The organism is Psychrobacter sp. NPDC077938 (genome assembly GCF_044542635.1).
In the GTDB taxonomy this organism is placed as follows: Bacteria; Pseudomonadota; Gammaproteobacteria; order Pseudomonadales; family Moraxellaceae; genus Psychrobacter.
In genome coordinates this window covers 452,880-465,395 of the sequence record NZ_JBITUW010000003.1, presented here as the reverse complement: position 1 = coordinate 465,395, position 12,516 = coordinate 452,880, and the positions used below count along the sequence as shown (strand labels likewise).

Here is a 12,516-nt window from a genome sequence, read left to right as displayed (position 1 = left end):
TCAATCCATACTGTAATGATAACTACGCGCTCGCTGATTTATTAGGGTCAACAATTTGGTAGCCCACGCCAGGTACTGTGACTATCATGGATGTGTCAAATGGCTTATCAACCTGTGCGCGCACGCTATGCATATGGGTGCGCAGTGCATCACTACTGGGTATGTCTAGCCCCCACACTTTTTCTTCAATCTCAGTTTTACTGACGACTCTAGGCGCTGCACTCATTAGGATGTGCAATATTTTAAAGCCAGTGGGAGTAAGCTTCAGTGATTGTCCCTCACGCATAATAGTATGCTCACTATTGTTTAAGGACAACGCTCCGACGGCAATACTGTGGGCAAAATGATCGTCTTCATGGCGACGTATGAGCGCTTTGATACGACATTCCAACTCAACCAACGAAAACGGCTTGACCAAATAATCATCAGCGCCGCTATCAAAACCAGCGACTTTATCCAAGATTGTATCGCGAGCCGTGAGCATTAGCACGGGCGTTTTATCATGCAACTCTTCTCTGAGCTTTTTGCACAGCTGCGTGCCATCCATACCTGGTAGCATTACATCTAGCAGGATTACATCATAGCGATTGTTTGAGGCAAGTGTTAGCCCGCTATAGCCGTTATGCGCGTTGTCCAATTCAAACCCTTTTGGCTCAAAGAAAGCATAAATATTGGCCACGATATCGGGGTTGTCTTCAATAACGAGTATCTTGTACATGGTGTTAACCTAGAGAATAGTGGTGACCTAAAACAATATAGAAACGGATTTAGTTATTTACTTTAAAAAAGGTTGGCGCACCTTTAACTTCATCGGTCGTAATACCAAAAAAGTTAAGCAACGTCGGGGTAATAAAATCATGCGACACTGGCTGATTGATCATACTAGAAAGACTCTCAGTATCGATACTATTGCTATTGGGCGACCAAACTATCGTAGGCACGTGTTTTTGGGTATCTGGTGCGAACTTATAGGGCAAGCCGTGAAGATAGATATTATTTTCACCCAAACTCTCCCCATGATCACTAATATATACCATTACCACATCATAATCTTGCTCATAAGGCTTTAGCTTATCAATCACATTGTTCAAAAAGTAATCGGTATAGCGAATCGCATTATCATAGCCATTTATCACAGACTGAGCATCACATTTAGACAGCTCATTGGTCATACAGACAGGGTTATAAGTTTCAAATGCTTTGGGATAGCGCTGATAATAGGCGGGGCCATGATTGCCCATTTGATGCAGCAGAATAAGCGTGTCTTTCGGCATCTCTTTCTGTGAGCTGCCTGACTTTACAAGTGCATCAAACCCATCAAGCATACCGATATCTCGGCATTCGACATCACAGTTGGGGTTTGTGTCAGCTATTTTGTAGTCTTCAAAAGTAACGCGATCAGCCACGCCTTTTGAGCTAGAGTTATTGTCGCGCCAAATGACATTGACCCCTTGCTTGCTGAGCGTATCTAGTACGTTTTCATTATACTTAGCGGTATCGATATCGTAGTCTGTTCGATTTGCATAGCTGAACATGCAAGGTACGGAGTAGGCCGTAGAGGTTCCGCAGGAGACGGCATCTTTAAAGCTATAAAGGTCTGACTGCTTTGAGAGCAGCGGTGTGGTGTTGCGTGTATAACCGTTCAAGCCGAAGTGATCTGCGCGAGCCGTTTCCCCAACAACAAACACCATTAGTTTTGGTTTGCCGCTGCCACTCACACTATTAGCAGGTGCCACGCGTTTCGCATCTGTCGCATGCAGCGTCAAAGTATCAGGACGGCGTAGCTCATCGACATAGTTTTCACCAAGTTTGATCGTAGAGTAAATAGGCGTGATTGGGTTGGCATAAGAACGGACTTGTTTATGCTGACGGAAGAAACTGGCGTATTGATCACCAAATGGCAAAATACAAACGACGATTAGCGCTATCGACAGTATCAAGGTGACTGTTTTTTGTAGAATACTGCGTTGCCAAGTAAAGCGTTTTAAACGAATTTTGCTAATGATAAATGCTGGCAACACGCCCAGTAGCAGCACACGAATGACCATGCTGGGGGCAAACAATCCCATCGCCTCTGCTTGATCGGTCTCCAGACTGTTAATCAACATGTTGGTATCAAATATTGTCCCATAAGCATCGGTAAAATACCCACAGATGGCAGCGATAATCAGTAACGTAGCTAGTACGGGTTTGGCAATGGGGCGATAGCACAGCAGCTGTAATACTAGCCACATCAGTCCAAATAACAAACCTGTGATGGAGAGTATAAAGCCCATATTTGTGCTAAATGGATAGACAGCCAGCACCTGCTCAAAGAACCCAATATTTGCAGTCGCTACCAAATATAAAGCCACGATAATAATAAGATAACTGAGACTTATCTCACGATCATAGAGCGTACTAAGGTAGCTGGTTTTTGCGTTGGCATTGGACGCGTTGATTTTTAGCACATTGGTCTTGATGACTTGAGGTATGGACATACAGATACTTCTCAACAGATGGGAGGAAACGTCATTCCTTACCATAGCAAGTGGTCTGTTAAGAAGATGTTAAGGCGGTTGATGCTAACTCTAATAAGTTAGATGATGAGGTGTTTTCTGAGATAATTTTATACATTCAAATTAGGAAGAGTTCATCATGGCCATTAACTGGGGCTTGTCCTTTATAGTGATAAAACCATAGTGCATATCGATAAGGTACTGCTTTTGCCATGATTGAATGATTTTATTGATGGTTTGTCTGGTAGTGCCAAGCATAAAGCCCAGCTCTTCTTGCGATAAGCGTAGCTCTATTTTGATGTCGTCTCCTATTTGCTTACCATAAGTGTCGATCAGTCCAATCAGCATGCTAGCCAGTCGCGCCGAGGTATTAAGTGAGGTAGCATCATCAATCCAGTCAAATGCTCGGCGGATTCGCTCGCAGGTTATAAGCGCGAGGTGCTTGTATAAAATCGGATGCAACTGCGCTGTCTGAATGACTAGATTTCTTGGGATTGAGATGAGCGTTACTTTATTAATCGTCCACGCATCATGGGTGCGAGGATTGTCATCTATGATAGATATCTCACCAAACCACTCACCACTAGATAGATGTGCCAGAGTCATAGCATGGCCACTAGCGCTCACATTACAGACTCTAATAGTACCCGACACGACAAAGTGTAGCGCCGCATCATCGTTGTCACCGATGGCATGAATCATTTGACCTTTTTGGTATACCTTTAACACCGCATCGCCTGCCAATAGCGGCTGCACAATGGCTGGCAATTGACTAAACCATGGGTCGTTATTTAAATAATCATTGATATTCATAAGTGTAATGTTTTTGACAGATTTGGTTTTATGAAATGGTGTAAAGTAATCATTCAGGATATCTAACACAGTAAAGGAATACACCATGCAAACAACTATGCAAACTGCGACATCAACCGATTCAATCTCGAGTGTACACCATAATATGAGCGAACAAGAGTGGCAGATGCGCGTAAATCTTGCCGCCTGTTATCGAATGATTGCTTCTTATGGCTGGGACGATTTGGTATTCACTCATATCTCTGCGCGCGTACCAGGTACTGAGGATGAGTTTTTAATCAATCCGTATGGCATGTTATTTGAAGAGATTACCGCTTCTAGTCTGGTTAAGGTCAACAAATCAGGCGAGAAAGTAGCACCATCAGAGTTCGACGTGAATCCAGCTGGATTTATCATTCACAGTGCTGTGCATGAAGCTCGTGATGATGCGCACTGCGTCATTCATCTGCACACAAATGATGGCGTTGCTGTCTCAGCGCAAGAAAAAGGCTTACTGCCTATCTCGCAACAATCATTATTTCCACTCTCTAACTTGGCATACCACGACTACGAAGGTGTCGCATTAAACCCTGAAGAAAAGGTTCGTTTGGTTGCTGATTTAGGCGATGCTCACTTCATGATTTTGCGTAACCATGGTCTGCTCACTTGTGCCGATACGGTTGCCAACGCGTTTTTGTACATGTATATCATGCAAAGAGCTTGTGAGATTCAGATAAAAGCGCAGAGTGGGGGCGGTGCATTGACGCCGATACCAGCACAAATCTTGGCAGGTATCCAAGCTGCGTCAGAGCAAGTGACTCGGGGCTCGAATGGCGATATCGCATGGCCTGCATTGTTGAGGAAATTGCGCCGCACTGACCCATCATTTGAGGAGTAAGTCGCTAATGATAACTCTTGATGAGTGGCAACGGCAGGGGCAGTATGAATCCATTCAGGGGCATCAAATCTTTACTCGATATGCAGGGGATAAAAGTGCACCTGTATTGCTATTGATTCATGGTTATCCTAGTGCCAGTTGGGACTGGGAGGGCATGTGGGATGCGCTAACCGAGCATTATTATGTCATCACCCTCGATATGCTGGGGTTTGGGTTATCAGATAAACCCAAAAACGCGCGCTATCTAATCAGTGAGCAGGCGGGTATTTATCAAGCGGTTTTGCAAAAACTGGGCGTCAGTGATTATCATATATTAGCGCATGACTATGGTGATACAGTGGCTCAGGAGTTGCTAGCCAGACAAGTCGAAGGGAGTGCTGAGCGACACATTGCTAGCGTATGCTTTTTAAACGGTGGTCTGTTCCCTGAGACGCACAAACCTATATTGGTACAGAAACTACTGCTATCGCCATTGGGCCCTTTGGTATCGAAGCTGATTAATAAGCAGAAATTTGCGGGCAGTCTACAGCGGATATTTGGCCCCGACACGCGGCCCACAGTAGAGGTGATAGATACGCTATGGCAGCTGTTAAATCATAATGATGGGTTGGGTGTGATGCATAAGCTGATTAACTATATGCCCCAACGTCAGCAGTACCGCGAGCGATGGGTAGGTGCGATTATCGACAGTACTGTACCGGTTAAATTGATCGCAGGTGCTAAAGATCCTATCTCAGGTCAGCATATGATTGATCGTTATCGTCAGCTGATACCCAATGCTGATATAACCAATATGCCTATGTTAGGTCATTATCCGCAAGTAGAAGATGCCGCGGCAATTACAGCGGCCTATTTACAATTTAGACGCAGTATTCTATAAATATAGTTCAATCCAACAAACGCAGAGCATCACATGGTGCTCTGCGTTTGTTATTCTCTTATCATCCTTTAACTCTCAAAAAATGCATCATTCTAAATGAGACTAATATCCGTAAGCGTAGTCACAAAGCTGTGCAAAAGGTTTTTGATAAAATGATCACTAACAAATGGCTAATTATCATTAAATGGCCTATATACATGGTGCTACAAGATACTGATGACTTGATAAAAAGGTATTTTGAAAAGTTTGAGGTTTTGGAGCGTAGTCTAAGAGACTATCTTTTAAGTTTATTATGAGAATATAAAGTAATCGAGTAAAGTCTAACAGATATAACTATTCTTAAAAGCTGTTATAAGTGGTTCCATTATAGCGGTCTGTTTTAGATGGTCTGTTTTAGATGGTCTGTTAATAGGCTTTAAGAGTGAAATAACTGGTTTCGTTGGGGTATACCTTTTGAGAGAAAATAATTTATTTGTAAAAATTTATACTTGATACCCATTTATTATAGCTCGATCATTTAATAGGCTATAGACTTTTTCAAATAGCTCATCAGCTTTCTCATGACCATCATGATAGTCATGCCAAAAATTTCCATGGAACTCGATTGGTTGTAATCGATAATAGCCCTTAAAACCACTATTCAATTCATACCACTCCCAGTTTTGAGGTATTTGAGAGTCAATCACATCAAAGAGCGCTAAGCTGAAAACACAAGGTGTTCCATCATCATTTCTTCGGATAGTAATTAAAGGTTGTTTTTCATCTGGTCTTATACTAATAGAAATAACGATATAGTTCTTTCCCAGCGTTAAAGAGCTATTATTATCATCCAACTTTGTGTATTTAACGATCATGGTGTGATAGTTCCTTTAATTTTATAGTGATTAAAGTATTCTCGAATACTAGCAGCTCGATGCCTGTATAGCGCACCGATCATAGATAGAGTATGTATGGTAAGTACACCATAAAGTACACTGTGGCTATCTCAGTAATTCAAAACCTCGATATCATTAGCCTACAGTCAAAGATTCAAGCCCTCACTAGGGAACCGAACCTTTAGCAGCCGTATTTTGGCTTTTTTCACTGACTATTTTAGATAAGTTTAGGCTTTAGCGCTGTCTACCCAAGAGAACTCTTCTAAGATACTCATCCATTGATCGTCTAATCCTGCTGTTAGTACTAGTGGCTCACCAGTGACGGGGTGGCTGAGCGCCAAAGTCTGTGCATGTAGCAACATACGCGTGCAATCATAGTGAGTACGAAAAAACCGTGTATGACGTATATCGCCGTGACTGGTATCACCCACGATATGATGGAATACATGTCTCATATGCCGACGCAGCTGATGTTTGCGTCCAGTTTCAGGCGTTAAGCGAACCAGACTATAGCGGCTAGTGGCATGCTTTTTTGATACTGCAAATGGCAGCTCAATTTGTGCCAAACTTTGCCAGTGGGTGACCGCTTCTTGAGCAGGTTTATCTAAGTTGGCAAATTTATCGGCAATGGCATCAGGTTTAAAGCTTAACGCATAATCAACAGTACCTTGCTCAGACATAAAGCCGCGCACCACTGCCAAATATTGCTTGGTCACTTTGCGTTCAGTAAACGCTTCGGTAAGGCTGCGTGCCACGGCTGAGCTCTTGGCAAATAACAACACACCTGATGTAGGTTTGTCTAACCTATGTACTGGAAACACATGGCAGCCTACCGCATCACGAGTAAGCTGCATGGCAAAGCGTGTCTCACCTTTGTCCAGCCAACTGCGATGCACCAACAGACCAGCTTCTTTATTAATCGCTACTATATACTCATCTTCATAGATAATTTCTATTTGATCAGCAGTATTGCCTTCGATATCCATGTTTTCATTGCTCATATTTTAGATGCGTCAATTATATATTCTTTTTATTGTACCTGTAGTGGCATAATAAATTTAGATAGTGATGCAGAGAAAATACGCGGTATACAAAGGAACGATGATAAAAATTAACCATATCGGCTAAAAAATACCCGCAACGGCGTTTATATCTTTACCGTTAGCAGAAGCGTTAATATAAATAGTAAAACGCTAAATGATAAGACGTCAGCTGCCGATGTATTGAGCATGGAAGTACCAACAACCATTTAATACTTTTCTACGCTCATTATTTGTAATATATGGAGTATCAAGAAAGGAGTAGGTTTATGAGTATTCAAACGTTTGAGCCAAAGCTGGCTGATGTCGGCGGTATTCCAATCGCACGTTTATTACCCAATAAAGGCAAAAAACCGATCGGTGCGTGGTGCTTTTTAGATCATGCAGGTCCTGCTGATTTTGGTGAAGATGATGCAGGGATGCAAGTGGGTCGCCATCCGCATACTAATTTGCAGACTTTCAGCTGGATGCTAAATGGTGAAGTGCTGCATAAAGACAGTTTAGGTAATGAACAGGTTATTACCAAAAACCAAGTCAATGTCATGACCGCAGGTACAGGTCTGCACCAAGGTATCAGTCATACAGAGCAAAGTGTCTTTCCAGATACGGGCGGTTCAGAAAATGCTGCCCGTGGTATCAGTATGGTGCAGCTATGGATTGCGCTTCCCACCGATCAGAAAATCGAACGCAGTTTTCATCATTATCCTGAGCTACCGACATGGAGCGAGGGCAACGTACAGATGATACTGACGACAGGTAGTTATACCAATACATCAGGTAAGACCTTTGAAGCACCTACCATTCAGTATTCAAAACTGGTTGGTATAGATGTGTATTTCAAGCAAGATGGCGAAGCGACATTGAATTTAGAGCCAAGCTTTGAGTACGGTATCTTGGTTTCAGAAGGAGAGGTAGAGTCCGAAGGCAAGGTTTGTCGGCAAGATCAGTTATTCCGTTTTCATGATAGCGATGTTGCTAATAACAAAAGTATCAAACTGGCTGCCAAAAAAGGCACACGTATCATGTTTATCGGTGGCGAACCGCTGAATAACCAAGTACTAATGTGGTGGAACTTCGTTGCTGATAACAAAGCTGAGATTGAGCAATCTATTATTGATTGGAATAATGGTCATGAGCGTTTCGGTAATGTTGACTCTGATATGAAGCGCTTGCCTGCACCTGAACTACCGAAAGGTTTTAAAGGCTGATTACAATTTGTCTCGCCACCTCACTATTTAACCTTAACTCGTAGAAAGCTGCTTAGGTAAAATACTGCTTAAATAAAATAAGGGTAGTTTGACGTAAGGATTAGAAAGGGATAGGTCGACCAAAAATCAAATTCTGATTCACACATAATTATCACGATGATAAATCATATATGAATCAGGACAATATTTGAGATATAGCTCAGTTGGCTTACAATCAAAGCGCCAATGCTTAAGTTCTATAAAGGACTTTTACGACATGCCAGCCAAATTTGGTCTTTACTAAATGCGGGGTAAATAGTTCGCCGGTAAAGCAAACCTTATCGAATGGCCCTACCATATCACCTTTGCCAAACTCACCTAAGCTGCCACCTTTTTTACCTGATGGGCAGGTTGAGTATCGCTTGGCCAGTACATCAAACTTAGCACCTTTTTTAAGCTTGGCAATAATGTCCTCAGCTTGTTCTTTATGTTTTACTAAAATGTGCAATGCGCTAGCGGTACGAGCCATAATGTAACCCTTTCATAAAATATCAATTATCGGGACATTATATCACTACTTACCTTAGTTGCTAACCTCACTTGTAGGTGCTGAGTTCTCCCAAGTCATCCTTATACAATCGTGACTATAGGGGTTGGAGAAAAGAAGTTTTAGCCATGCAGTGTTTTATTTAAACTACAGTCTTTATTTAAACTACAGCCCTTAAATGACGGACATAAAAAAAGCCTCAATCTTTAGATTGGGGCTTTTCGAATTGGGGAACTTACTTTACTCATATCAAATCACGGAATCAAACTATCTACCAGAAGTTGAATGCTAGTGTTTAATGCCTCATTAGCGAACTTTTTATTTCTCAAGCTATGGTTACACACCGCTTCAGTTTGAATAGAAAAGTCAGAATAGTGCTGAGTCACCGCCCAAATATGAAAAATCAAATGGATAGCAGACACGGACTTAATTTTGTTATCTGCAATCCAGCCATCAATCACTGCCACCTTTTCACGAACCAAAGATTTCAAAGGGCCTTTTAATACGGCCATCAAATGAGGTGCCCCTTGTATAATCTCTAACGCATATAGTCTCGATGCTGCAGGCGATTTTTTTGAGATTTTATATTTTTCTTCAATATAGGTCTTAAGGGCAACCCTTGGATCTTGGTTGGCGTTAATCTCACTCAAAGGCGATAGCCACTTACTCAGCACCTTTTCTAAAACAGCAACATACAGAACTTCTTTACTTTGAAAGTAATAAAATATATTCGATTTAGATATGTCAGCTTCTTCGGCAATTTGCTCCATGCGCGCGCCATTCAATCCCTCTTGGGAAAATACGATCAATGCAGCATTGATGATATGTTCTTTCTTTTTTAATATCTTTGCACTCGTCTCTGTCTCTTCTTTTAGTGCGTATTCTTTCACTATATTTTCCCTCATCGTAAAGCCATATGAACCTAATTTTAAATGATAGTTGATTCAATTTAAAAAAGGGTCGAAGTAACCAAAGGCAGATGATACTGGTTGATCAAAACGGGTATGCCAACTACTCCAACAGCGAGCAATACCATAACGGTTTACAGGTTTACCGACTAAAGCAACCTGCTGTTGACCAGTCTTTTCTGCTGCTTATTCCACCTTATCTTCATCCAAACCACTATCAAAATGTACTTATAAACAATTTATACATTTGTGCACTATTTTATAACACTTTGCACCAATTTATAACAGCCCGCACTATTTCTCTGCATTTTTTTAGACCATATGGTTCAATAATTTTTGTATGAAAAACATATAAGTCATTGATAAATAAATATTAATTAATTTGGCATAAATTATGCTACATAAAAAACATGAAATAATCTTTATTTCTTTTATCGCTCTTTTCTTCCTCAAACGTATAGGTGAAATCATGGAAATAGGTATTTTTTGTCCGATTGGTAATAACGGCTGGTTAATTTCAAAAAACGCGCCGCAATACAAGCCAACATTTGAGCTAAATAAACAGATTGTGCAACGTGCTGAGCACTATGGTTTTGATTTTGCGCTCTCGATGATCAAGCTGCGCGGCTTTGGCGGGGAGACGGAGTTTTGGGATTACAACCTCGAGAGCTTTACCTTGATGGCGGGATTGGCCGCAGTCACGTCCAAGATAAAAATCTATGCCACATCGGCAACGTTGGTCATGCCACCTGCGATCGTAGCGAGAATGGCATCAACGCTTGATAGCATCTCAAACGGGCGTTTTGGATTGAATGTCGTGACTGGCTGGCAAGAAGCAGAATATGGACAGATGGGAATGTGGCCAGGCGATGATTATTTTGGCAAGCGCTATGACTACCTATCTGAATATGTACAAATTTTAAGAGATCTTTGGGCAACAGGCCAATCTGATTTGAAGGGTGAGTTCTTTCAGATGAATGATTGTCAGGTGAAGCCTATTCCAAAAGCGGATATGAAGATTATCTGTGCGGGCCAATCAGATACAGGCTTGGCGTTCTCTGCAAAATACGCTGATTACAACTTTGTCTTCGGTAAAGGTCTGAACACGCCAACTGCCTATGCCGGTATCAATGATCGCTTAAAGGTACACACGGATAAGACGGGTCGTAACGTTCCGACCTATGTCCTCTTTATGGTCATTGCAGATGAGACCGATGAAAAAGCCCAAGCAAAGTGGCAATCATACAATGATGGTGCGGATTTCGAAGCCATTGATTGGTTGCAGTCGCAAGGCGGTAAGGACAAAACATCAGGCAAAGATACCAACGTTCGCCATATGGCCTCAAGCGTTTCACCAGTCAATATCAATATGGGTACGCTTGTCGGCTCTTTTGAAAATGTCGCCAGTATGTTAGACGAAGTCGCTGAAGTACAAGGTACGGATGGCGTTCTACTGACCTTTGATGATTTCGTGCAAGGCGTGGAAGATTTTGGTAGCAGAATTCAACCGCTGATGCAGAGCCGCATCAATGTTGATACACCAGTTGCCAGCCAAGCTGTCAGCGAAGCCTAATAAAAGGAGCAAATATGAATTCGGTTAATACAATTTGTGCAGACTTTACCAAGGAATCCTCTCCTGTTTTAGAGTCGTTGCCTGAACCTATCAAGTTAGATCCATCCCAGACGGCATTGATCGTCGTGGACATGCAAAACGCGTATGCCAGCCAAGGTGGTTATCTAGATTTGGCTGGGTTTGATGTCACAGCGACCAAACCTGTCATCGATAAAATCAAGCAAGCCGTGGCTATTGCCCATCAATCTGGCATACAAGTCATCTACTTTAGAAATGGCTGGGACAACAAATATGTGGAGGCTGGTGGTAGTGGATCGCCTAATTATCACAAATCAAATGCCCTAAAAACCATGCGTAAGAATCCTGAAATTGAGGGAACGCTATTAGCAAAAGGCGGCTGGGATTACGAGTTGGTCGACGAGCTTAGCCCTGCGCCTCAAGACATCGTTATAGATAAACCTCGATATAGCGGCTTTGCTAACACTAACTTCGATAGTGTATTGCGATCACGGGGCATACGTAATCTATTGCTCACAGGTATCGCGACCAACGTCTGTGTTGAATCTACGCTTCGAGATGGGTTCTTCCTTGAGTATTTTGGCGTGTTATTAGATGACGCTTGTTATCAGGCAGGACCAGTAGAGGCTCATGAGGCCACACTTTATAACGTAAAAACCTTTTTTGGTTGGGTATCTGATGTTGCCAGCATGCAGCAGTGTTTTTCAGATAGCTAACGTTTTACTTAGCCAGTTTTTAGCAACCTAAACCACGATTTTCATACTTAATCCAACCGCAATAGGAATGTAGATATGTCTAAACAAGTGATTATCCCTGAAGGTACCAGCAAACCGTTAGCCCCTTATGTACCCGCTACCAAGGCCGACAACATCGTTTATGTCTCGGGCACCTTGCCCTTTGATGAAAACAACGATGTCGTACATGTGGGTGATGCCGCTGCTCAAACTCGCCATGTGTTAACAACGATTCAAAACGTTATTCAAACTGCTGGTGGCGATATGGATGATGTGACCTTTAATTCAATCTTTGTAAAAGATTGGGCAGATTATGACACGGTCAATCAAGTCTATGCAGAATTTTTTCCCAATGAAAAGCCAGCAAGATTTTGTATCCAATGCGGATTGGTTAAACCAGATGCTTTGGTCGAAATCGCGTCCATAGCGCACATTGGATAAAAACCTGTTTAAAAATAACTGCAGTTAGTGAATTTAAAGTTACCTGACATCGAACCCCCTAGCATTGGACTGTAGTAGGGCGCTTTAGTTGACTACACATGTGGCGGAATATTGTTTAAAAGGAA

Annotated in this window: 13 protein-coding genes; 6 read left to right on the top strand and 7 right to left on the bottom strand. The window is 42.1% G+C overall.

All coding sequences use genetic code 11. The features are described 5' to 3' along the window. Positions 1 to 22: 22 nt before the first annotated feature. The 3 genes from ACIGBM_RS07925 to ACIGBM_RS07915 form a co-directional block, all read right to left on the bottom strand. Positions 23 to 718, bottom strand: coding sequence for a response regulator transcription factor (locus tag ACIGBM_RS07925; protein ID WP_397477345.1), 696 nt, complete (start codon positions 716 to 718; stop codon positions 23 to 25). Positions 719 to 767: 49 nt separating this feature from the next. Beyond that, a complete protein-coding gene (locus tag ACIGBM_RS07920; RefSeq protein ID WP_397477344.1) occupies positions 768 to 2,480 on the bottom strand; it encodes a phosphoethanolamine transferase in 1,713 nt (570 codons plus the stop codon). Between the two features lie 141 nt (positions 2,481 to 2,621). After that, a complete protein-coding gene (locus ACIGBM_RS07915; protein ID WP_397477343.1) occupies positions 2,622 to 3,311 on the bottom strand; it encodes a Crp/Fnr family transcriptional regulator in 690 nt (229 codons plus the stop codon). 85 nt (positions 3,312 to 3,396) lie between these two features. Between ACIGBM_RS07915 and ACIGBM_RS07910 the strand changes: the two genes are divergently transcribed. Continuing rightward, positions 3,397 to 4,188, top strand: coding sequence for a class II aldolase/adducin family protein (locus ACIGBM_RS07910; RefSeq protein ID WP_397477342.1), 792 nt, complete (start codon positions 3,397 to 3,399; stop codon positions 4,186 to 4,188). 7 nt (positions 4,189 to 4,195) lie between these two features. Continuing rightward, positions 4,196 to 5,068 carry an alpha/beta fold hydrolase gene (locus tag ACIGBM_RS07905; RefSeq protein WP_397477341.1) on the top strand — a complete coding sequence of 291 codons (873 nt, stop codon included), beginning with the start codon at positions 4,196 to 4,198 and terminating at the stop codon, positions 5,066 to 5,068. A 482-nt stretch (positions 5,069 to 5,550) separates the two neighbouring features. Here the strand turns inward: ACIGBM_RS07905 and ACIGBM_RS07900 are convergent, their stop codons facing one another. Both ACIGBM_RS07900 and truC read right to left on the bottom strand, forming a co-directional pair. Next, positions 5,551 to 5,922: a hypothetical protein gene (locus ACIGBM_RS07900; protein ID WP_198325452.1), complete on the bottom strand. Its 372-nt coding sequence runs from the start codon at positions 5,920 to 5,922 to the stop codon at positions 5,551 to 5,553. A 248-nt stretch (positions 5,923 to 6,170) separates the two neighbouring features. Next, positions 6,171 to 6,944 carry a tRNA pseudouridine(65) synthase TruC gene (truC, locus tag ACIGBM_RS07895; protein ID WP_397477340.1) on the bottom strand — a complete coding sequence of 258 codons (774 nt, stop codon included), beginning with the start codon at positions 6,942 to 6,944 and terminating at the stop codon, positions 6,171 to 6,173. 308 nt (positions 6,945 to 7,252) lie between these two features. On the opposite strand from truC, the gene ACIGBM_RS07890 reads away from it, so the two are divergent. After that, positions 7,253 to 8,191 (top strand): pirin family protein, encoded by a 939-nt coding sequence (locus ACIGBM_RS07890; protein ID WP_397477339.1) that lies wholly within the window; start codon positions 7,253 to 7,255, stop codon positions 8,189 to 8,191. A gap of 229 nt (positions 8,192 to 8,420) precedes the next feature. Here ACIGBM_RS07890 and ACIGBM_RS07885 read toward each other — a convergent pair whose 3' ends face one another. After that, entirely contained in the window at positions 8,421 to 8,699 is a 279-nt protein-coding gene (locus ACIGBM_RS07885) for a peptidylprolyl isomerase (protein WP_102078430.1), read from the bottom strand. Positions 8,700 to 8,971: 272 nt separating this feature from the next. Then, on the bottom strand, positions 8,972 to 9,607 hold the full coding sequence (locus ACIGBM_RS07880) for a TetR family transcriptional regulator C-terminal domain-containing protein (protein ID WP_397477338.1): 636 nt from the start codon (positions 9,605 to 9,607) through the stop codon (positions 8,972 to 8,974). A gap of 487 nt (positions 9,608 to 10,094) precedes the next feature. Here ACIGBM_RS07880 and rutA point away from each other — a divergent pair, with 487 nt between their 5' ends. The 3 genes from rutA (at position 10,095) to rutC (ending at position 12,391) form a co-directional block, all read left to right on the top strand. Further along, positions 10,095 to 11,198, top strand: a complete 1,104-nt coding sequence (gene rutA / locus ACIGBM_RS07875) for a pyrimidine utilization protein A (protein ID WP_057761066.1) — start codon at positions 10,095 to 10,097, stop codon at positions 11,196 to 11,198. 14 nt (positions 11,199 to 11,212) lie between these two features. After that, positions 11,213 to 11,932 carry a pyrimidine utilization protein B gene (rutB, locus tag ACIGBM_RS07870; RefSeq protein ID WP_397477337.1) on the top strand — a complete coding sequence of 240 codons (720 nt, stop codon included), beginning with the start codon at positions 11,213 to 11,215 and terminating at the stop codon, positions 11,930 to 11,932. A gap of 75 nt (positions 11,933 to 12,007) precedes the next feature. Then, positions 12,008 to 12,391, top strand: a complete 384-nt coding sequence (rutC, locus tag ACIGBM_RS07865; protein WP_397477336.1) for a pyrimidine utilization protein C — start codon at positions 12,008 to 12,010, stop codon at positions 12,389 to 12,391. The last annotated feature ends 125 nt before the right edge of the window (positions 12,392 to 12,516 follow it).

Coding starts and splice junctions, on each gene's coding strand:
- ACIGBM_RS07925 (WP_397477345.1), bottom strand. CDS start 718: ATGTACAAGATACTCGTTATTGAAGACAACCCCGATATCGTGGCCAAT.
- ACIGBM_RS07920 (WP_397477344.1), bottom strand. CDS start 2,480: ATGTCCATACCTCAAGTCATCAAGACCAATGTGCTAAAAATCAACGCG.
- ACIGBM_RS07915 (WP_397477343.1), bottom strand. CDS start 3,311: ATGAATATCAATGATTATTTAAATAACGACCCATGGTTTAGTCAATTG.
- ACIGBM_RS07910 (WP_397477342.1), top strand. CDS start 3,397: ATGCAAACAACTATGCAAACTGCGACATCAACCGATTCAATCTCGAGT.
- ACIGBM_RS07905 (WP_397477341.1), top strand. CDS start 4,196: ATGATAACTCTTGATGAGTGGCAACGGCAGGGGCAGTATGAATCCATT.
- ACIGBM_RS07900 (WP_198325452.1), bottom strand. CDS start 5,922: ATGATCGTTAAATACACAAAGTTGGATGATAATAATAGCTCTTTAACG.
- truC (WP_397477340.1), bottom strand. CDS start 6,944: ATGAGCAATGAAAACATGGATATCGAAGGCAATACTGCTGATCAAATA.
- ACIGBM_RS07890 (WP_397477339.1), top strand. CDS start 7,253: ATGAGTATTCAAACGTTTGAGCCAAAGCTGGCTGATGTCGGCGGTATT.
- ACIGBM_RS07885 (WP_102078430.1), bottom strand. CDS start 8,699: ATGGCTCGTACCGCTAGCGCATTGCACATTTTAGTAAAACATAAAGAA.
- rutA (WP_057761066.1), top strand. CDS start 10,095: ATGGAAATAGGTATTTTTTGTCCGATTGGTAATAACGGCTGGTTAATT.
- rutB (WP_397477337.1), top strand. CDS start 11,213: ATGAATTCGGTTAATACAATTTGTGCAGACTTTACCAAGGAATCCTCT.
- rutC (WP_397477336.1), top strand. CDS start 12,008: ATGTCTAAACAAGTGATTATCCCTGAAGGTACCAGCAAACCGTTAGCC.